Genomic DNA, 19,690 nt, shown 5'->3' with positions numbered 1-19,690 from the left:
GTCTGCGTTCGCTTGCTTCGTTCTGGGCCGATGTTGGCCCAGAGGTGATTGCACTGTCAATCCACCGCGCGAAACGGCATGAGATGGAGCGCGGGACTTGAAACGGCGATGACCTTGAAAAGTTCCCCCATCCTGCCAGCCCCTTCGCCAGCGAGACGGTTGACCGCTTCGGCGATTTCAAGCGTCTGGTCGGGCGTTGCTTTTGCGGCAAGGGCGGTGGCCCGTTCCTTCAGGCCAAGACCATAAAGAAAGTCGCCCTGCCTGATGCCGCCATTGACATGAACGCCGTTTGCCTCAGCCGTCCTGATGAGGCTTTCGAAATCGACATGGCTGGTCAGATCGGCTTGCCCGGGATGAGAAAGCGGCGGGTCGAAGGCATGGTTGCGCATGGCCTGCAATGTGTCGCCATATCCGGCGACCAGATGGCCGTAGTCGATCGCAAGTGCGGTGCCGCCATATGCGGAAAGGCGCTGGCAGATGGCGGTCATTACGGCTTCGCGGGCGGGTGAGATCTCGAATATGCTGCCAATCGGCTGCCGTTCCGGGCCGGGCGGCAGCAGCGTCGGGTCGATGCCGGCAAGCCCAGTCGAGAAGACCAGTTCACCATCGGTACCAAGACTAATCACCCGTTCGCGGAAACCCTGCGGCGTCTTCACGAATTGGCGGATTGGGATGGCGTCGAAAAGCTCGTTGGCGACGAGGAGCAGGAAACCTTCAGGCACCGCATCGAAACTGTCGTGCAATGTTAGCCGGTCGGCATGCGCGGCGAGCGTCTCTTTCTGGATGGCGCAAAGGCGAGGGCTGGTCTCCACCAGATGCACCCGCATCGTCTCGTAAAGCGGTAGGGCGATGCGGCGGATAACGCGCAGCATGTCAGACATCATGGTGCCGCGGCCGGGGCCGATTTCCACCAGACGAATATCTGCGGGCGCGCCATGGCGCTGCCAGGCGTGAACCACGAAAACGCCGAGCATTTCGCCGAAAAGCTGACTGACTTCCGGAGCGGTGATGAAATCACCGGATCGGCCGAAAGGCTCGCGGCTTCGGTAATAACCGTGTTCAGGATCGGCAAGGCAAAGCGAGAAGAAATCGGTGACGCTGAGCGGGCCGTTCAGGCGGATGAGGGATTTGATGCGTTGCGCAAGCGGTGTCGTCATGGCAGGCCATACCGCTTAAGCGCGTATTTTCGCGCGCCGCGCACGCAAGACGGCCCAGAGGCCAAGAAGGAACATCGGCGTGGAGAGTAACATGCCCATGGTCAGCCAGTTGCCCGCGAGATAACCGATCTGGGCGTCCGGCTCGCGGAAGAATTCCACGAAGATGCGCGACAGAGCATAACCGCAAACGAAGATGCCGGTGACGATGCCAGGTGTCTTGAGCGCCCTGAAAGCGTAGATGGTGACCGCCAGAATGACGAGGAGAACGAGGCCTTCAAGTCCCGCTTCGTAAAGCTGGCTGGGGTGACGCGCAAACGGCCCGCCGGTCGGGAACACGACGGCCCAGGAAACGTCGGCGATACGTCCCCACAATTCGCCATTGATGAAATTGGCGATGCGTCCGAACAGCAGGCCGACGGGTGCGACGGCTGCGATGATATCGAACATGCTCCAGACAGGGATACCGTTCTTGCGGGCAAAGAGGATCATGGCGATGGTCGTGCCGATCAGGCCGCCATGGAACGACATGCCGCCGTTCCATATCTCAAGTGCTCTTATAGGGTTTGCGGCGACGGCGCCAAGATCGTAAAACAGGATATAGCCGATACGCCCGCCAAGCACGATGCCGCCGGCTGCCCACAGGATGAAGTCGTCGAGATGCTGCGCCGAGATCGGCGATGTATCGTTTGGCCACAGGCGAGGCGTAAGCGCAAGGCGGCGGGCATAAAACCAGCCGAGCATGATGCCGGCGACGTAGGCAATGCCGTACCAATGGATCGCCAGAGGCCCGAGAGACAGGGCAACCGGATCGATATTCGGAAATGGCATGATGGCAAGTTGGGTGGGAGCGGCTAACAATCCGTATATTCCGTCATCGTTGCTGGGCGGACAACAGAATGACCCATTGCCTCAAGGAGCCGGGCGATGATGCTCACCGGTCTCTTTACGCGAGGAAAATGGCGATTGCCGCAGCGCCGGTCAAGATTATTCTTCAAGGGACGCTTTGCGATGTCGAAGGCCATTGCAAGCCATGCCGATTTTTCGATTTTGCTTGCAAGGCGGCTGTCGAGTGCCTACCTGAAAGGCATCAACAGCAGGGAACGGAACGCTCCCTGAACCGACGAAGGAACAGGGCCATGAGCACGACAGGCACCAATCGTTTTCTGGATGAATTCGCCAAGCTGATGACCGATGCGGCGGGCGCTGCGCAGGGAATGCGCAAGGAGGCCGAGGCTGCCTTGCACGCACAGGCGGATCGCTGGCTGAACAGCCTCGACGTGGTCAAGCGCGAGGAATTCGACGCGGTGCGCGAGATGGCGATCAAGGCGCGCGATGAAAACGATGCGTTGCGCGCCCGCATCGAGGCTCTGGAAGCAAAGCTTTCTGCCGCCAAGGATTGATTCTTTTCGCGCTTTTTCATCAAGAGGTCCCGGATCGCCTGCGATTCCGGGACTTTTTGTTTGCGGGCCATGCAACCCGAAATTACTCCCTGTCGATCCGGACCTGCCTCCTTCGTTAATTTTTTGAGGCCTGTGGACACTTCCAAAAAACGCAATTGCCAGAGTCGCTTATGTATCTCGCCTGAGGTGATGGGGGAGAAGATATCCACTGTTCAAAAAGTAAAAATGCTGCCCGAGGGGTGGCAGCAGGACTCGGCCATTATACACTGATTTTAAATGATGATTCGAAACGAACCTGGTAAGCTCCACACAGGGTGAATGTGTAACTCTGTTGGTGTCGGGCAATCGTCTCAAGTGTTGAATCCGGTTTGTGTGTGCGTTTTGTGCCCGGCGTTCAAAACAGAACATCCATACCGGATGAGAAGGTGCCGCATGAGCCTGATAGAATTTGAAATTGAGCGCCAGTCCAATCCCGTGGACATGATCGAGATTGTCGCCGCCTCGAACGACTGGTCGTTCGAACGTTCCGGCGAAGACGAGATCGCCATGACGGTGGCGGGCCACTGGGCCGATTATCACGTTTCCTTTTCCTGGATGGAAGATTTCGAGGCACTGCATCTGGCCTGCGCCTTCGACATCAAGGTGCCCGATCAGCGCGTCAACGAAGTCATTCGCCTGTTGTCTCAGGTCAACGGCCAGGTGCTGATGGGTCATTTCGATCTTTGGCGGCAGGAAGATGTTGTGATCTTCCGCCAGTCGCTGCTTCTGGCTGGCGGTGCGGAGCCTAACAACCAGCAGGTGGAAGTGCTGCTTTCCAGCGCGCTTGAGGCATGCGAACAATATTATCAGGCATTCCAGTTCGTCGTATGGTCGGGGCTGGATGCGAAAAGTGCAATTGAAGCGGTCATGTTCGAGACCGTCGGAGAAGCTTGAAAATGGTCTACAGGGCTTCCGGTCCTCTCGTCCTCGTTGGGGCGGGCAATATGGGCGGCGCTTTGCTTTCGGGCTGGCTGAAAAAGGGCGTGCCGGGTTCGCAGGTTATCGTCATCGATCCGCGCCCCTCCGACTCCATGCGCACGACAATTGCGGAAGCGGGTGCCACGCATAGCGAAAGCGTGCCTGACGGCGTGAAGGCGGGCATTCTGTTTGTTGCGGTAAAACCGCAGATGATGGAAGCAGTGCTACCCTCCCTCAAGCCCTTGCTCGGACCCGAGACCGTCGTGGTTTCGATTGCGGCCGGCACCACCATCGGCACTTTCGTTTCGCATTTCGGTTCGGTCGCCGCCGTGCGGGCCATGCCGAATACGCCCGCCATGGTTGGTCGTGGCGTGACGGGAGCCTATGCCAATGAATTGGTGACGCCGGCGCTTAAGGCCGTGGTGGATGGATTGCTGAAGGTCAGCGGTCCGGTCGAATGGGTGGAAACCGAAAGCGATATCGACGCGGTTACCGCGGTTTCGGGAAGCGGTCCGGCCTATGTCTTCTATCTGGTCGAATGCATGGCGGAAGCCGGTCGCAAGGCCGGTCTGCCGGCGGATATAGCCATGCGGCTGGCGCGTGAAACCGTGGCCGGTGCTGGCGAACTCCTGCATCAGTCCTCAGACGAGGCGGCGCGCCTGCGCCAAAACGTGACCTCGCCGGGCGGTACAACGGCTGCCGCACTTTCGGTGCTGATGGCCGAAGACGGCATGCAGCCCCTGTTTGACAAGGCGATCGCTGCGGCGAAAAATCGCGCTGAAGAACTGGCTGGTTGAAGACGAGCAGGCTGGCGGGAGCAGGGCATGAGCAGTGAAATTTCCTATGCCGATTTCGAGAAGGTCGATATCCGTGTCGGCACGATCGTCGAGGCAGAGCCTTTTCCGGAAGCACGCAAGCCGGCGATCAAGGTGAAGATCGATTTCGGCCCCGAGATCGGCATCAAGAAATCCTCGGCGCAAATCACGGTGCATTATACCCCGGAAAGTCTGATCGGCCGGCAGGTGCTGGGAGTGGTGAATTTTCCGCCGCGCCAGATTGGCCCGTTCCGCTCCGAGGTTCTGACATTGGGGTTTGCCGATGGCAACGGCGACATCGTGCTTGCCGCGGTGGAGCGGCCGGTGCCGAACGGCGAGAAAATGTGCTGAGAAAGCACAACAACACTCAACCCAGAGATTGCGCAGGCTGAACATTCTTTCTCCGTCATTCCGGTTCAAGGCTGGAATGACGGAAGCGGGCGAGCCGCGTCACATTTTTCTCTCCGCTGCTCTACGCCGGAATTTTGACGATCACCCGCAATCCGCCCATGGGGCTGTCGTCCAGCGATACGTCACCGCCATGGCTGCGGGCGATGTCGCGGACAATGGAGAGGCCGAGCCCGGTGCCAGAGGCGTTGAGGTTGCGTGCCTCGTCCAGCCGGAAGAACGGCTTGAAGACATCCTCCCTTGACGCTTCCGGAATACCCGGCCCGTCATCATCAAACGTCATGATGATGGAGCGTGGCGCCTTGCGGATGTCGATATGGAGCTTGGTGGCATAGCGCCGGGCATTCTCCGCGAGATTGGCGACGAGGCGGGAGAGGGCATTCGGGCGCGCGATGATCTGGTCGATATTATAAAGCTCGTAGCTGAATTTCTTGCCGTGCAGCTCGAAATCATAGTCGATTTTTTCCAGAAGTGCCGGAAGCTCCAGCGTGCCGACATCCTCCTCGACATCGGTGCGGGCAAAGGTGAGGTAGGCCTCCAGCATCGACTGCATATCCTCGACATCCTTGTCCAACCCTTCCAGATCAGGATTGTCGCCGGCAAGCGCGAGTTGCAGCTTGAAACGGGTGAGGATGGTGCGCAGGTCGTGGCTGACACCGTTCAGCATGGCAGTGCGCTGTTCCATCTGCCGCTCGATGCGTTCGCGCATCAATATGAAGGCAAGACCCGCCCGCCGCACCTCGTCTGCGCCGCGTGGGGAATAGGCGCTAATCTTCTGGCCCCTGCCGAAATTTTCGGCCGCCTTGGCAAGCGCTTCGATAGGCTTGATCTGTCCGCGCAGGAACAGGATGGAAATGGCGATCAGGACCAGCGATGCACCGACCATCCATACAAGGAAGATATGCGTGTTGGAGGCATAGGCGGCGCTGCGACTGGTAAAGACGCGGAGCGTCTTGTCTTCGAGCTGGACACGTATTTCCACCAGGGAACCATTGCCATAAGTATCGATCCAGAATGGCCGGCCGATTTGCTGGGTCAGCTGATTGGCGAGGATCGTATCCAGAATGGAAAACAGCGGTTCTGGTCTCGGGGCCGGCAAATCGGCCTTCGGCTCGATGTAGATGCTGAGGCCCAGCTTCTCGCGGGCGATGCGAATGACGCGCTGATAGTCGTCTTCTTCCTCATCAGTTTGCAGAAGCTCGATGATCGCTGCGATATCACGCGTTACGGCGGAGGAAAGGCGCTCGGTAACCAGCTGCCAGTGACGCTCCATGAAAACGGCCGCGACCACGCCCTGAAGCAGGATCATCGGCAGGATGATGATCAGCAGCGAGCGCGTATAAAGCCCGGTGGGCAGCCAGTGGCGAAGCCATCTGGTAAATGCGCGCCAGGTCTTGGCTACGCCGCTATTCCTGACAGTGATTAGAAAATCGAGGCTCGCCATGGCTGTGCGCCCGCCTTTCGTTTGTCCTTGTCAATCCACGCTCAGGCGGTAGCCGATACCACGCACCGTTTGCAGATAGACCGGGTTGGCAGGGTCGTCCTCGATCTTGCGGCGAAGGCGGTTGATCTGCACGTCGATTGTTCTTTCGCCCACTTCCGATTCCGCCTCGACCAGCTCGTGCCGTGGAATGGTATCGCCGGCGCGAAGCGCAAAAAGCAGCATGATTTCCTGTTCGCGATCCGTCAGGCGGATCGTTTCAGGGCCGCGCCGCAATTCCTTCCTGGGGATCGAGAAGCTGTAGGGGCCGAACATGATCTGTTCGATCTTGGGCGTATCCGGCGAAGTGTTGCGCCGCAGGATGTTGTTGATACGCAGGACAAGTTCGCGCGGATCGAAAGGCTTCGCGAGATAATCATCCGCGCCGGCTTCCAGCCCAGCAATTCGGGAGTCCGCCTCCGAGCGGGCGGTCAGGAGAATGACCGGCACGGATTTGTTCTCATTCAGCGACCGGGTGAGCGAAAGCCCGTTTTCCCCCGGCATCATCACGTCGAGAATAAGAAGGTCGAAACGGATGCCGACCATCTTGCGCCGGGCTTCTGCCGCATCGGCTGCGACGGAGATGCGGTATCCCTTGTCGCCGAGGAAACGTTGCAGAAGATTGCGAATGCGGGCGTCGTCATCGACGATCAGAAGGTGGGCCGCATCGTCATCGGCGGGGGGGAGTTTTGTCGTTGCCGTGGCCATCGTCAGTCGCCTTCCCCCGGTGTCGGGCTGCGCATCTGCGCCAGAAACTTGCGAACACAGGCGCGGGCGTCGGGTCCAAGCCCTTCCAGCGCACGGTCGATCCGCCGCGATTGCGGCTCGCTCAGCGCCAGCGCCAGTTCGCGCCCTGTCAGCGTCGGATAGAGCCTGCGCTGGCGGCGGTCTTCCGGGCCAGCCATCTGGCGGATATAACCATCGTCGATCAATTGCTTGAGCACGCGGGCAAGGCTCTGTTTGGTGATCTGCAGGGTGTCGAGCAAATCTGCCACCGTCATGCCGGGCTGCCTGCTGACGAAATAGACCACCCGGTGATGCGCGCGCCCATATTCCAGTTTCGAAAGAATGACATCTGGATCGGAGACGAAATCGCGATAAGCGAAGAACAGCGCCTCTATCGTATCGAAGTCGATCTTGCCGTCGTCAACCTTCGGGAGTGCCGGTGTCTGCCTGGCGGCTGCGGTTTTGAGCGATTGCGGTGGCACTGCGGTTCCTTCATATTCTGCGGCTGACATACGTCGATGCGCCAATATTCTGTAAACATAGCCGAAAATGCGTCCGCTCGGGAGGATGCCGCGATCATTTTCTGTTGCGGTGGATAATATGCTGCGGGTGCCGGTGCAACTGGAATCCTGACTGGCCTTTACCGGAAATAGAAAAGAGCGCGGAAAGCCCGCGCTCTTCATTGGTTTCATGCTGCCGGTATCGAGTTCGCGTCTACTGGTAGACGTAAACAATCCGGCGCGTCGATGGCTCCACCAGAACCGGCACGTCGTTCACCTGAACGTAGCGATACTCGTAATCGGGAATTTCCACGAGCTGGGTATCGGAGGGCAGGGTGCTGCCGACCGCTACCTCGCCATCAAAGGTGACAGTGTCCGCAGGGTGCTCGTCAATATAGGAGATGACGGTTTCGGGCGGGTTGACTTCACCGACGCGGCCAAGGTTCGGATCGCCGGGGTTGGGTTCTGCCTGTACGCTCGAGGTCTTCTCGTACGTCACGACCGGCACGCTGATATCGGAGCGGCGCTGTTCTAGAATGACGGGAGAGCCCTCATACATGACATTCAGATAATCCGCATGTGCCCAGCCGCGCAGGCCGTTGACTTCAATGCGGCACCAGCTGCTGCCGTCCATGCAGCCATCAAGAACTGCATTGCTGCCACGGGTGGCAAGGCCAAGCTCGGGATAGTCCTCGCCTGGGCCCGACCGAACGGAAACGTCCGATGCTGTTGTGGCGACCATGGCGGCGTTTGCGTAACCGGCCATCAGGGCGAAAGCGCCGCCAGCCATGAGCATTTTAAGCGTCTTGTCCATGTGTCTCACTCCTTTTAAGACTGGACCTACAACGTCGCAGCCTTCAGGGCGTTCCACATTTTTCACAGTCACCTTCCGTCTTGAGCGGGAATATTTCCGATATCTAATTGAATTAACTCATAGTTTTTAGAAGTAGCAAGGTCACCGGAAACCGTTGCTTTTTCCTCCGCCATTGTGCCGGAACCGACCGCAGGCTATAGCAGGCGGAATTTATCAGACAGGGAGACACGGGATATGGGAAAGTTGCAGGCGGGCATTATTCCGGTCACGCCGTTCGAGCAGAACTGCACCATTCTCTTCGATGAGGATACGAAGGAAGGCGTTGTCGTCGACCCGGGTGGGGATGTCGATGTCATTCTTCAGGTGGTTTCCGAAAACGGCATCGCGCTCAAGGAAATCTGGCTGACGCACGGCCACCTCGACCATGCCGGTGGCGCCAAGGAACTGCGCGAGAAGCTTTCCCTGCCGGTGATCGGCCCGCATGAGGACGATCGGCCGCTGCTCGAGAGGATCGAGACCCAGGCCGAAAAATACGGCATCAGCGGTCTTCAGAACGTTTTGCCGGACAGGTGGCTGAATGAGGGCGACACGGTATCTTTCGGGGATCATGTCTTTGAAGTCTACCATTGCCCGGGTCATGCTCCCGGACACGTCATCTATTATAATCGCGACCAGCAATTCGCCCATGTCGGCGACGTGCTGTTTGCGGGGTCGGTGGGGCGTACCGACCTGCCGGGCGGAAACCACGAGCAATTGATGGCGTCCATTCGCGACAAGCTGCTGCCGCTGGGTGATGATGTCGGATTTATCTGCGGCCATGGCCCCGGCGGGCGGCTTGGCGAGGAGCGGCGCACCAACCCCTATCTCAAGGGGATCTGAGTTTCCGGGCGCGTATTGGCGCCTCCGGATTGGGCATAAAAAAACCCGGCATTCCTGCCGGGCTTCAACTAGAAATGAAAGCCGTTTTAGGGTTAGCCAGCAATCTGCAGATTGACTGCCTTCGGGCCCTTGCCGCGACGATCCGGTTCCGTGTCGAAGCTCACTTTCTGATTTTCTGAAAGTCCGGACAGGCCGGAAGCCTGTACGGCAGAGATATGAACAAAGATATCAGCGCCACCATTGTCTGGCTTGATGAAGCCGAAGCCTTTGTCTGTGTTGAAGAATTTTACGGTGCCAGTTTCGGCCATGCATCAGGTCCTTTTCGCTCTGCCCGCGTTCAGCTACAGGCAGCATTACAGTTTTGCCCCGCGAGGGCGTTGGCAGGCAGCTCTTGACTATTGAGAAAAAGGACCTTCACAGCGGGAAGTAATGGCGTTCTCATCCAACGTTTTTCGTCCCACCGCCCGAGGTTTATAGCGTCCCCAGTGCGCAAATTTATAGGCCTTCCCATGCTCGCAAATTGCCCGAACCGCAGTAGATTGCTGCGTTTATGGAAAATTGGCAAGCAAAAGTTTTCACGGGCTTTTTGTCGGATAAAAACCTGCGGTAGAATTCTTGCGCGTAGTCGCACATTTTTTCCGCATATTTGATAATTGATGAAATAATTGCCGGTTGCCTTCGGTTTCCGGGCAAAATTTTGAATGCGGCAGTACGATTTTTCCTCGAAACAGAAAAATCAGTTCTTACTGCGTCAGGCCGTTCCAGCGACGGTTTTTTGCCGTTTACGCGTCAGTTCCGGCACCAGTTCGACGATCAATATAGCGGCGAAAATGATCACGCAGCCGATATAACCGGCGTTGGAAATGGTTTCCTTCAGGAAAATCGACGCCAGCAAGGCGCCGAAAAGCGCCTCTGAAGAGAGAAATATCGCAGCCTGCGGCGCGGTCGTATAACGCTGGGCGACGACCTGCAGAACGAAGGCGAGGCCGGAGGATACGAGGCCGACGTATAGAATTTCCGCCAGCGACCCCTCTATGGACGCCATGCTGATGGGTTCTACCGCAAGGCCGATCATGCAACTCAAGAGAGAGCAAATGGCAAACTGAGTGCATGAGAGCGCAAGCGGCCGTCCGCTTGCGGAAACGAAACGTCCTGCGAGCGTAATCTGGATTGCCCAGAAGAAGGCGCAGATGATGCTGAGAATATCGCCCTGCGTCAGTGCCTCGAATGCGCCGCCCGAGAGCAGGAATATTCCGCCCAGCATCATCAGGGCGCTGGGCCAGACGATCCAGTGGGGATGGCGCCGGTAAAGAACGACGGCGATCACGGGCACGAAGATGACGTAAAGCCCCGTCAGGAAGCTGGAATTGGTGACGGTTGTGGTCAAAAGTCCGACCTGCTGCGTCGTCGCGCCGCCGAACAGGGCGAGTCCCACAAGGATGAAGCCGCCGATTTCCCTGCGACGTGGCGGCGATTTTTTCGAGCGGGTTTCCATCAGGGCGAATGGCAGCACGGCGATGGCGGCAATGGCGAAGCGCAGACCGACGAACCAGAATGGCCCGATCGAGGCCATGGCGGATGATTGTGCGACGAAACCACCTCCCCAGATCGCCGCGGCGAGCAGAAGCAGCATGTTGGCCTGAATACGCGTCATTGATGGCACCAGCACAGCAGGGGCCCGAAGATCATTCCGTCGCGGCCTTGGCATTTCGGGGATTTTTGAAACGTCGTTCTGACGACTTCCCCTGTGCTTTAGCAGCAACACGCCGATGCCGCAAGTCGAGGAGAGGGCGGCTTACTTGTGGCGGCGGGCCTCGTCCTTCAGGCTTCGCCGGGTGAGCGCGAGGCCGCCTATGCCAAGGCTGATGAAGGCTGCGGCCGAGAAGATAACTAGCAACAGGTGGCCGCCCGCCCGCGCGGTTGCCGTCACCTGCGGAATAGAGGATGTCTGCAGGGTGTCAATTGCCTGAGGGGCCGCATTGGCCGAGGTTGCGATCCCGGCGGCCATGGTGACGACGACAAGAAAGGCCGCAATGGCCATCCAGAGGGAAAACAGCGTTCTCTGCGCCCTTAACCGTTCAACTGATGTCCTGTCGTTGGTAAACATGGCGATCGCCTCTTGTCCCTGTTCTCAAAGGATAAAAGAGGCTTCGAAATGGACGGCTTGGAGACCGAATTCAGGCGTTCCGCAGTATTTATTGTGGCAATATCGTGGCAAAGCCGATTTCGGGACAATTTCGCTGTCAACGGCCTCAAAGGCCGCGTTTTCCGAAGGTTCGGGTCTGGCGCAGGGTATGCGGCTCTGCGGGGCGTTCTTCACGCGGGAATGCCGGTGTCGCAGCGCTCCTGTCCGACCTTGGCGAGGGTGAAAAATATCCGCTGCCGAGTTCGGGAAAGCGCGCGTCGAAACTCGTCGGTGCTAGTTCGGGTTTTGCCAACACGTATCCCTGCATCAGCAAGACGCCGAGGTCCTCGCAGATATCCACCTGCCTGCCGGTTTCCAGTCCTTCGAACACCGGCTCTATCCCGTCGTCGCGAAACTGGCTGACGATGACGCGCAGAAGGGCGGCGCCTGCCGAATTCTGCATGAAATCACGCACCCAGCCTGCCTCGAATTTCACATAGTCCGGCTTGATGAGTTTCACCCGGTCAATGTCGGAATCGCCCGCGCCATAATCGTCCAGCGCGACGCGAAAACCGATGTCGTGCATATGATAGGCGAAGTCGGCGACCATCTGCGTATCGGACGCCTTTTTCTCGGAGATTTCGCAGACGATGCGGTCTGCCGTCATGCCGGCCTCGTGGGCGGTAAGGCGCATGCGCTCCACTTCCTGACGCATCTTGGCCGGGGTCTGGAACAGGCCCGGATGGAAGTTTACGAAGACGCGGGCGCGCGAACGATTGAGCCTGCCGGTATTGAGAATGTGGATCATTCGCAGAATACTGTCGATATTCTCTATATCTTCAGGCGCCACCAGCGAGAAGAATTCACCCGGTGTCACCGGTTCGCCGTTGCGATGGGGACGCACCAGACCCTCGAAGGAATCGATGTCGAGAGCGCCGTTCATCGTTCGGCGAAAGATGGGCTGCAGGGCGGATTTCAAGTTGAAGGTGCCATAGGCCGTGGACCATGTGCCATCGACCTCGCGGACAAGACTGGAAAAGATGCTTTTGGGCGCCATTTTTCAACCAGCTACAGAGACACGACCTCTAGCCGGAGAATATAGCGCATCAAGCGTTACTTCCGGGTTAAGGAAGGTTTAAATTCTTTCCCGTGTCACATATGCTGCTTTTGACCTTGAAAGAGCGCCTGTCTTTCGACATAGAAAATGCCGCAGAAGACAGGATTTTCCGCCTCTGCCGATGTCAACCACAACAGGACCGATTAAAAATGGCCTTCCTTGCCGACATTCTCTCCCGCGTAAAGCCATCCGCCACCATCGCTGTTACCCAGAAAGCCCGTGAGCTTAAAGCGAAGGGCCGCGATGTGATCAGCCTTGGCGCCGGCGAGCCGGATTTCGATACGCCCGAAAACATCAAGGAAGCCGCCATTGACGCCATCAAGCGCGGCGAAACGAAATACACGCCCGTTTCAGGTATTCCTGAACTGCGCAAGGCGATCGCCGACAAGTTCAAGCGCGAAAACGGCCTGGACTACAAGCCGGAGCAGACCATCGTCGGCACCGGTGGCAAGCAGATCCTTTTCAACGCCTTCATGGCCACCCTCAACCCGGGTGACGAAGTCGTCATTCCTGCACCTTACTGGGTCAGCTATCCGGAAATGGTGGCGATCTGCGGCGGTACGCCTGTCTTCGTCGACACGACGCTCGAAGACAATTTCAAGCTGAAGCCGGAAGCGCTGGAAAAGGCGATCACGCCGAAGACCAAGTGGTTTGTTTTCAACTCGCCGTCCAACCCTTCGGGCGCGGCCTATTCGCATGACGAGCTGAAGGCATTGACGGACGTGCTGGTCAAGCATCCGCACGTCTGGGTGCTGACTGATGACATGTACGAACACCTGACCTATGGCGACTTCAAATTCGTCACGCCGGTTGAGGTGGAGCCTTCGCTCTATGACCGCACGCTTACGATGAACGGCGTCTCCAAGGCCTATGCCATGACCGGCTGGCGTATCGGCTATGCAGCCGGCCCGCTGCCGCTCATCAAGGCCATGGACATGATCCAGGGCCAGCAGACTTCGGGCGCCAGCTCGATTGCTCAGTGGGCGGCTGTCGAAGCGCTGAACGGCACGCAGGATTTCATTCCGGCCAACAAGAAGATTTTTGAAGGCCGCCGCGATCTCGTCGTCTCCATGCTCAACCAGGCGAAAGGCATCAATTGCCCGGCTCCGGAAGGCGCATTCTACGTCTATCCGTCCTGCGCCGGCATGATCGGCAAGACCGCGCCGTCCGGCAAGGTCATCGAGTCGGATGTGGATTTCGTCTCCGAGCTTCTGGAAGCCGAAGGTGTTGCCGTCGTGCAGGGATCGGCGTTCGGCCTCGGCCCGAACTTCCGCATTTCCTACGCCACGTCGGAAGCACTGCTGGAAGAGGCCTGCAAGCGCATCCAGCGCTTCTGCGCCGATTGCCGCTGATCGGTTTGCGATCTTGAACGAAGAAGCCCGGCAGCGATGCCGGGCTTTTTTTGTTGCGGCTAAAGCCCGAGAAACAACAGCATGATGAAGGTGGCGAAGAGGATGAAATGCGTCATTCCTTCGATCGCGTTGGTTTCACCGTCATTGAGGTTGATGGCGGCGGCGATGAGGGTGATGAAGACCATGACCGTCTGAACCGGCGTCATCGCCATGATGAATGGCTGACCGGTGTAGAGTGCGATGCCCTCCATCACAGGGACGGTGAGGATGACCGTCGATAGCGATGCGCCCATGGCGATATTGACCACGGCCTGCATGCGGTTGCGCAATGCGGACCTGAGCGCGGTCAGGATTTCCGGTGATGCGGAGATCGTCGCGACCACGACGGCCATCAGTGCCGGTGGCGCGCTTGTGCCCTCGAGGCTCTGGCTTAGGAAGGCCGCCATGAATTCCGCCAGCACGCCGATCAGCACGACACCCGCGATGATGAGACCGATGGAGAGGGACACGCTGCCCTCATCCTCGTCCTCCGTGTGATCGCCGGATGGATGACCGCTGGGGTGAGCCTTGCGGGGATAGGCGTAACTGAAGAAATAGCTGTGCGGACCAACCTGCATTTTCAGGAACAGCGCATAAAGCGCGATCATCGCGACGATGGTGAAGGCGGAATAGACGTGCCAGCTTTCCTTGGGGATGAATTCCGGCACGATCATCGAAATGCCCATGGCGGTCAGGATCATGACGCCGTAGGTCTTGCCTGAATCGTCATTGTAGGGCTGCTCGCCGTGGCGAAGACCGCCCAGCAGGGCGGCTAGGCCCAGAATGCCGTTGATGTCGATCATCACGGCGGAATAGATCGTGTCGCGCACGAGCGTCGGCGAGTTGGATTCGCTCATGATGATGGCAAGGATCAGCACTTCCACCGCCACGGCAGACAGCGTCAGGATCATAGTGCCATAGGGGTCGCCGACCTTGGCGGCGAGGATTTCGGCGTGATGGGCAACCCGCATCGACACCAGAACGATCATCCCGATCAGGGCGATCGCGGCAATCAGCGACGCCGTTTTGCCGGCCTCGAATATCGCATGTTCGGCCATATAGGCGACGACTGCCACCGGTATTGCCAGCAGCAACATGCGCTCCTGCTTTAAAATAGAACCCGCCATCGATTTCCCTTCCCCTGAGAGTATGAGGCTGTGACGTATCGTCGTTAAGATCAAGCAGGATTTGCGCTTGAGTGCGTTTGGTAGGATAGTGGTACGGTCAAGGACATGCTGCTCATGCCGTGTTGTCCCCCGTTGGGTGCAATGCTTGAAGCGCGGTTGTGGTTGCCATGTCGCCTACTGAAACAGGAGGAACATGCATGACAAAAGTGGTATATGAAGTCGTGGAACATGACGGTGGCTTCGCCTACCGCATGAACGGCGCTTATTCCGAAACATTTCCTACCTATGCCGATGCCGTTGAGGCCGCGCGCATCGTTGCTGCCGAACAGCAGGTGGGCGGCGATGACGAGGAAATCAGCTATCAGGACGAACGCGGCCAGTGGCATGAGGAATACAGCCAGGGCGGCGATCGGCCGGAGGCGGAAGTGGTCGACAAGATTTCACCGCCCGCCAGACCGTTTTGATGAAGGGCGTCAACATTTCCGGTGATAACAGCATCACCCTCCATGCTTCGCCGGTATGTCTTGCGAAATTGCGGGCGCAAGGCCGTGCGCCATCGATGCCGTAATAGCGCTAGCGTCGTTGCGGCGGGGCGCCCGGATCGGTTTCCTTCAGGTGGGCCTTCAGGCCGTCGACAAGGGCGCTGAACACGGCACGGCATCGCGGCGAGGTCTTGAGATTTTCATGCATCGCGACCCATGCGTGCAGCGGGATGTCGGTTTTCGGAAGGACCTGGACAAGCCGCGGATCCTTGCGTGCCAGGCCGATCTGACAGACGCCGATGCCCGCGCTGGCGCGGATCATGGCAAGCTGGGAGAGGTTGCTGTCGGCGCGAATTTCGAAGGAAATTTCTTCGATATCGGGTATTTCCGGATCGAGCGCGCGCATGCGCTGGATCGCCGCCCTGATGAAAGGCGTCTTGCGGTCAAAACCGATCATACGGTGGTTGTTCAGTTCTTCCATGTTTTTCGGGATGCCGGCTCTTGCCAGATAGTCGCGTGTCGCATGAAATCCCAGACGGAAATTGCCGATATAGCGCATGACGATCGCATCCTGCTGCGGTTCGGTCATGCGGATGGCAATATCAGCCTCGCGCCGCAAAAGGTCTTCCAGCGTGTCGGAGAGTGAAAGTTCTATTTCAAGCCGGGGGTGAATCTCCTGCATGGCAGCGATGATCGGCGGCAGCATTTCGACGCCGATGATATCCGATGCGCTGATACGCACGGTTCCTTCGATCTTGCCGACCTCGCCGGAGGCTGCCCGCATAAGGGCTGCGGCCGTCGCCGCCAGATTTTCCGCATAGGGCCGGAGCGCCAGCGCCGCTTCCGTCGGCATCAGCCCGTGCGGCGAGCGGATGAACAGCGGAAAGCCGATGGCCTCTTCCAGCGCTCCGATATGGCGCCCAGCTGTCGGTTGGGTAATGCCGAGTTCGCGGGCGGCGGCGGAAAGCGAGCCGTCGCGCAGCACGCTGAGGAAGGTGCGGTAAAAATCCCAGCTGACATTGCGGCTTCTGATTATAAGATTTTGTATAGCGGCTCCACTCATTTGGACAATTTCGTATATCGCCTGATGGCTCGATACTCCAGCCCAGAAGAAGGAGTAATGGCAATGATATATGAAAACCACGCAAATACAGCAGAGAATAACCAGCCTCTGGCCCTGATTGTTGGGGCGAATGGCGGCGTCGGCAGCCATGTCTCGAAGATGTTGTTGCAGCGCGGCTGGCGGGTGCGGGCGATGACTCGCCGATCGGCACCAGTTGATGCCGCCGATGGCGTCGAGCGCGTGACTGGCGATGCCATGAACCGGGAGGATGTGGTGGAGGCGGCAAAAGGCGCCGGGCTCATCGTCCATGCGGTCAATCCTCCGGGATATCGCAACTGGGACAGCCAAGTGCTGCCGATGCTCGACAATACCATTGCCGCTGCCGAGGCCTGCGGGGCAAGGATCGTGTTTCCAGGCAGCATCTATAATTTTGGCCCGGATGCCTTTCCGCTTCTGACGGAGGACAGCCCGCAAAAGCCTTTCACCCGCAAGGGCGGCTTGCGCGTTGAAATGGAGCGGCGTTTGAAAATGGCGTCGATGCGCGGCGTGCCGGTCCTGATCGTCCGCACCGGTGATTTCTTTGGTCCGGACGCGAAGAACAACTGGTTTTCGCAGATGCTGGTGCGACCGGGCAAGCCGGTTCGCAGCGTTCAGAATCCAGCAGTACCGAATGCCGGGCATCAATGGGCCTATCTGCCGGATGTTGCGGAGATAATCGGACGGATGCTCGATCGCTCGGACCAGCTTCAAACGTTTGCCGTCTACCACAAGGAGGGTGTCTGGGATTTCGACGGGCTGCAACTGGTCGGGGCAATCGAGCGGGCCGTTGGCCATCCGGTCAAGATGCGGCGGCTTTCGTGGCTAGCCGTCGGGCTGGCTGCACCGTTCGTTCCCCTGTTCCGCGACGTCATGGAAATGAAATATCTCTGGCAGATGCCGATCCGGATGAGCAACCGCAAGCTTGTCGAATTCCTCGGCGCGGAACCGCGAACGCCGATCGATGCGGCAGTATCGGAAACATTGGCGAGCCTTGGGTGTCTCGCCGAGGTGCAGCAACCGGCGGGCCTTCATCATGCGACTGATGCCGGGGGTAGGGTGTGATGGCCACGGCAGCGAATGAATTTTCTCGCCGGCGCCGTATGTTCGCCGTGATTTCTGCAGCCGTGCCGGTGCTGATTTTCGCGCAGGTGCTGCTGGCCGGGCTGTCGATCTATTATGACGGATCGCTGCTTACGCTTCACAAGGGGCTTGGCATGCTGATTGCCGTTCCCATTGTGTCGCTGGTCGTGCTCGCCCTTCGTCATGATGACCTCCGGCCGAACCTTGGGCGCGCGCTCGTGCTGCTCGCTCTCTACTGCCTTCAGGTGGCGTTGATGAGCATCGGTCGGGAAACGGGCAGTGGCTTTCTGCAGGCGCTGCACGTGGCCAACGCCTTCGTGATGGGCGCATTTTCAGACTTTGCTGCGCGGCAGGCGCGAGGCCTTTCCCGAAACGGCAAAACGCCGCACCGCTGTGGAGCGGTGCGGCGTTTCGAGTCTAGCACTGATCAGCCAAGAGCCGGGTAGTCGGTATAACCTTCGGCCCCGCCACCATAGAAGGTCGGCTGGTTCGGCTCGTTCAGCGGCGCGTTGTCCTTGAGGCGACGCACCAGATCCGGGTTGGCGATGAAGGCCTTGCCGAAGGCCACTGCATCAACCTTGCTGCTTTCCACCGCCTCGATGGCGCTCTGACGGTCGTAGCCATTGTTGGCGATCCACAGGCCCTTGCCGCCCGCATTGCGATAGGCGGCCTTGAAGGCTGCGTAATCGAAGGGCTTGTCGCCCTGCTTGAAGTCACGCGGACCGCCGGTCGCACCTTCAACAACATGGATGAAGGCGAGATTGCGTTTGCCGAGTTCTTCCGCAACGTAATTATAGAGTGGCTGCGGGTCGGCCTCGAAAATGTCGTTGGCGGGCGTGACGGGGGACAGGCGAATGCCGGTGCGGCCTGCGCCGATCTCTTCCGCAACCGCATCCACGACTTCCAGAAGGAAGCGGGCGCGGTTTTCGATCGAGCCGCCATATTCGTCGGTGCGCTGGTTGGTGCTGGATTTCAGGAACTGCTCGATCAGATAACCGTTGGCGGCATGGATTTCGACACCGTCGAAACCGGCCTCAAGTGCGGCGCGCGCGCCGGTGCGGTAGTCTTCAAGGATAAGGCCGATATCGTCGATGGTCAGTGCGCGCGGCTCGGAGGTTTCCGCAAACGCGCCGGTGCCGTCATCATTGATGATATAGGTCTTGGACTTGGCGATAATCGCGGAAGGGGCGACCGGCTGTCCGCCATGCGGCTGGAGCGAGGTGTGGGAAATGCGTCCCACGTGCCAGATCTGCGCGACGATCTTGCCGCCGGCGGCATGCACGCCATCCGTGATCTTTTTCCAACCCTCGACCGCTTCCTTCTTGTAGAGGCCCGGAACATCCGCGTAACCCTGACCTTGCTGGGAAATCGGCGTGCCTTCGGTCACGATCAGCCCGGCTGTTGCGCGCTGCTCGTAATAGGTGGCGTTGAGATTGTTGGGAATTGCCCCCGGCGAGCGGTTGCGGGTGAGGGGAGCCATGACTATACGGTTGGCGAGTGCGATATCGCCGGCCTGTGCCGGTTCGAAAAGACTTGTCATGCGACTTCACTTTCTGGTCGGTTGGCGAAATTGCGCGGCTGGCGCGCTTTCCTAATGTCTGGGCATCGGAGAGAAAACCGCCTTGCAGTTTCCGGTCCGACGCCCCGGTCTTATAAGCTTGGGAGGCTCAAAGATTGGCTTGCAGATAATTGCGGAAGGCGTCGATGGTTTCCTCGTTGCGTTCGAAAAACACCCATTGCCCGACTTTCTTTGACCTTATCAGGCCAGCTGCCTGCAAAACCGCCAGATGTGAAGAGACCGTCGATTGCGACAGGCCGCTGATCTGGAACTGATTGGCGCATACGCCCATGCTGAGCGGATGATCCTGACAGAAGTGACTTTCGGGGCTCTTCAGCCATTCGAGGAACTTCAGCCTTGCGGGGTGTGAAAGGGCTTTGAGGATTTCCTCCGGGTTCATCTGCGTTTCTCTAATATCTGGCATGCTCGATATTTATATCGATAGTTTCCGATATACAATTCACGTCTCTGTGAGGTTGTCACCCGGGCCGAGAACAGCGCGCAAAAAAATGGCCGCCGGATTTCTCCGCGGCCAATGAGTTTGAAGGTTAAAACCTCCAGAGGGGAACAGC

The 19,690-nt window shown here is 58.5% G+C and carries 23 protein-coding genes and 1 pseudogene; 10 read left to right on the top strand and 14 right to left on the bottom strand.

Going from position 1 to position 19,690, the window contains the following annotated elements:
• Positions 1 to 56: 56 nt before the first annotated feature.
• Positions 57 to 1,157 (bottom strand): class I SAM-dependent methyltransferase, encoded by a 1,101-nt coding sequence (locus CRP02_RS22305; protein WP_097172313.1) that lies wholly within the window; start codon positions 1,155 to 1,157, stop codon positions 57 to 59.
• Positions 1,158 to 1,172: 15 nt separating this feature from the next.
• Entirely contained in the window at positions 1,173 to 1,985 is an 813-nt protein-coding gene (gene lgt, locus CRP02_RS22300) for a prolipoprotein diacylglyceryl transferase (RefSeq protein ID WP_179784166.1), read from the bottom strand.
• Positions 1,986 to 2,081: 96 nt separating this feature from the next.
• Between lgt and CRP02_RS27350 the strand changes: the two genes are divergently transcribed.
• The 5 genes from CRP02_RS27350 to CRP02_RS22280 all read left to right on the top strand — a co-directional run bounded on the left by CRP02_RS27350 (position 2,082) and on the right by CRP02_RS22280 (position 4,680).
• The gene (locus CRP02_RS27350; RefSeq protein ID WP_143539336.1) at positions 2,082 to 2,273 is read left to right on the top strand and encodes a hypothetical protein; all 192 of its coding nucleotides are present in this window, start codon (positions 2,082 to 2,084) and stop codon (positions 2,271 to 2,273) included.
• Between the two features lie 20 nt (positions 2,274 to 2,293).
• Entirely contained in the window at positions 2,294 to 2,557 is a 264-nt protein-coding gene (locus tag CRP02_RS22295) for an accessory factor UbiK family protein (RefSeq protein ID WP_003513446.1), read from the top strand.
• Positions 2,558 to 2,989: 432 nt separating this feature from the next.
• Entirely contained in the window at positions 2,990 to 3,490 is a 501-nt protein-coding gene (locus tag CRP02_RS22290; RefSeq protein WP_006311131.1) for a YbjN domain-containing protein, read from the top strand.
• A 2-nt stretch (positions 3,491 to 3,492) separates the two neighbouring features.
• Complete coding sequence (proC, locus tag CRP02_RS22285; RefSeq protein ID WP_097172311.1) at positions 3,493 to 4,311, top strand: pyrroline-5-carboxylate reductase; 819 nt, start codon at positions 3,493 to 3,495, stop codon at positions 4,309 to 4,311.
• Between the two features lie 27 nt (positions 4,312 to 4,338).
• Positions 4,339 to 4,680 carry a tRNA-binding protein gene (locus tag CRP02_RS22280; RefSeq protein ID WP_003513443.1) on the top strand — a complete coding sequence of 114 codons (342 nt, stop codon included), beginning with the start codon at positions 4,339 to 4,341 and terminating at the stop codon, positions 4,678 to 4,680.
• Between the two features lie 121 nt (positions 4,681 to 4,801).
• Here the strand turns inward: CRP02_RS22280 and CRP02_RS22275 are convergent, their stop codons facing one another.
• The 4 genes from CRP02_RS22275 to CRP02_RS22255 form a co-directional block, all read right to left on the bottom strand.
• Complete coding sequence (locus CRP02_RS22275; protein ID WP_097172310.1) at positions 4,802 to 6,181, bottom strand: ATP-binding protein; 1,380 nt, start codon at positions 6,179 to 6,181, stop codon at positions 4,802 to 4,804.
• 30 nt (positions 6,182 to 6,211) lie between these two features.
• Positions 6,212 to 6,925, bottom strand: a complete 714-nt coding sequence (locus tag CRP02_RS22270) for a response regulator (protein WP_019565223.1) — start codon at positions 6,923 to 6,925, stop codon at positions 6,212 to 6,214.
• Between the two features lie 2 nt (positions 6,926 to 6,927).
• Entirely contained in the window at positions 6,928 to 7,455 is a 528-nt protein-coding gene (locus tag CRP02_RS22265; RefSeq protein WP_003513440.1) for a MarR family winged helix-turn-helix transcriptional regulator, read from the bottom strand.
• A 202-nt stretch (positions 7,456 to 7,657) separates the two neighbouring features.
• Positions 7,658 to 8,257 carry a DUF1236 domain-containing protein gene (locus CRP02_RS22255; RefSeq protein WP_097172309.1) on the bottom strand — a complete coding sequence of 200 codons (600 nt, stop codon included), beginning with the start codon at positions 8,255 to 8,257 and terminating at the stop codon, positions 7,658 to 7,660.
• Between the two features lie 234 nt (positions 8,258 to 8,491).
• Between CRP02_RS22255 and CRP02_RS22250 the strand changes: the two genes are divergently transcribed.
• The gene (locus CRP02_RS22250; RefSeq protein ID WP_025594124.1) at positions 8,492 to 9,136 is read left to right on the top strand and encodes an MBL fold metallo-hydrolase; all 645 of its coding nucleotides are present in this window, start codon (positions 8,492 to 8,494) and stop codon (positions 9,134 to 9,136) included.
• 92 nt (positions 9,137 to 9,228) lie between these two features.
• On the opposite strand, the gene CRP02_RS22245 is transcribed toward CRP02_RS22250, so the two are convergent.
• The 4 genes from CRP02_RS22245 to CRP02_RS22230 form a co-directional block, all read right to left on the bottom strand.
• Positions 9,229 to 9,444: a cold-shock protein gene (locus tag CRP02_RS22245; protein WP_003494703.1), complete on the bottom strand. Its 216-nt coding sequence runs from the start codon at positions 9,442 to 9,444 to the stop codon at positions 9,229 to 9,231.
• A gap of 443 nt (positions 9,445 to 9,887) precedes the next feature.
• A complete protein-coding gene (locus tag CRP02_RS22240) occupies positions 9,888 to 10,790 on the bottom strand; it encodes a DMT family transporter (protein ID WP_097172308.1) in 903 nt (300 codons plus the stop codon).
• Between the two features lie 141 nt (positions 10,791 to 10,931).
• Positions 10,932 to 11,243, bottom strand: a complete 312-nt coding sequence (locus CRP02_RS22235) for a hypothetical protein (protein WP_081307400.1) — start codon at positions 11,241 to 11,243, stop codon at positions 10,932 to 10,934.
• Positions 11,244 to 11,388: 145 nt separating this feature from the next.
• Positions 11,389 to 12,318: an EAL domain-containing protein gene (locus CRP02_RS22230; protein ID WP_097172307.1), complete on the bottom strand. Its 930-nt coding sequence runs from the start codon at positions 12,316 to 12,318 to the stop codon at positions 11,389 to 11,391.
• A gap of 209 nt (positions 12,319 to 12,527) precedes the next feature.
• Between CRP02_RS22230 and CRP02_RS22225 the strand changes: the two genes are divergently transcribed.
• Positions 12,528 to 13,730: a pyridoxal phosphate-dependent aminotransferase gene (locus tag CRP02_RS22225; RefSeq protein ID WP_003513431.1), complete on the top strand. Its 1,203-nt coding sequence runs from the start codon at positions 12,528 to 12,530 to the stop codon at positions 13,728 to 13,730.
• A gap of 59 nt (positions 13,731 to 13,789) precedes the next feature.
• Here the strand turns inward: CRP02_RS22225 and CRP02_RS22220 are convergent, their stop codons facing one another.
• Entirely contained in the window at positions 13,790 to 14,896 is a 1,107-nt protein-coding gene (locus CRP02_RS22220; protein WP_097172306.1) for a calcium:proton antiporter, read from the bottom strand.
• 197 nt (positions 14,897 to 15,093) lie between these two features.
• Between CRP02_RS22220 and CRP02_RS22210 the strand changes: the two genes are divergently transcribed.
• The gene (locus CRP02_RS22210; RefSeq protein WP_003513427.1) at positions 15,094 to 15,360 is read left to right on the top strand and encodes a DUF2188 domain-containing protein; all 267 of its coding nucleotides are present in this window, start codon (positions 15,094 to 15,096) and stop codon (positions 15,358 to 15,360) included.
• A 109-nt stretch (positions 15,361 to 15,469) separates the two neighbouring features.
• Here CRP02_RS22210 and CRP02_RS22205 read toward each other — a convergent pair whose 3' ends face one another.
• The gene (locus CRP02_RS22205) at positions 15,470 to 16,441 is read right to left on the bottom strand and encodes a LysR family transcriptional regulator (RefSeq protein ID WP_179784100.1); all 972 of its coding nucleotides are present in this window, start codon (positions 16,439 to 16,441) and stop codon (positions 15,470 to 15,472) included.
• A 63-nt stretch (positions 16,442 to 16,504) separates the two neighbouring features.
• Between CRP02_RS22205 and CRP02_RS22200 the strand changes: the two genes are divergently transcribed.
• Positions 16,505 to 17,542, top strand: a complete 1,038-nt coding sequence (locus CRP02_RS22200) for an NAD-dependent epimerase/dehydratase family protein (RefSeq protein ID WP_097172884.1) — start codon at positions 16,505 to 16,507, stop codon at positions 17,540 to 17,542.
• A pseudogene (locus tag CRP02_RS22195) lies at positions 17,542 to 17,925 on the top strand (DUF6220 domain-containing protein); the annotation flags it as partial. The gene CRP02_RS22200 and the pseudogene CRP02_RS22195, both read left to right, overlap by 1 nt.
• A gap of 62 nt (positions 17,926 to 17,987) precedes the next feature.
• Here CRP02_RS22195 and CRP02_RS22190 read toward each other — a convergent pair.
• Entirely contained in the window at positions 17,988 to 19,100 is a 1,113-nt protein-coding gene (locus CRP02_RS22190) for an alkene reductase (protein WP_097172305.1), read from the bottom strand.
• A 127-nt stretch (positions 19,101 to 19,227) separates the two neighbouring features.
• Positions 19,228 to 19,518, bottom strand: coding sequence for an ArsR/SmtB family transcription factor (locus CRP02_RS22185; protein WP_003513408.1), 291 nt, complete (start codon positions 19,516 to 19,518; stop codon positions 19,228 to 19,230).
• Between the last annotated feature and the right edge of the window lie 172 nt (positions 19,519 to 19,690).

The organism is Rhizobium sp. AN5, from assembly GCF_900215255.1.
Taxonomy (GTDB): Bacteria; Pseudomonadota; Alphaproteobacteria; order Rhizobiales; family Rhizobiaceae; genus Agrobacterium; species Agrobacterium tumefaciens.
Note: the sequence above shows the minus strand (reverse complement) of the source record. Positions and strands in the feature narration are given on the sequence as shown.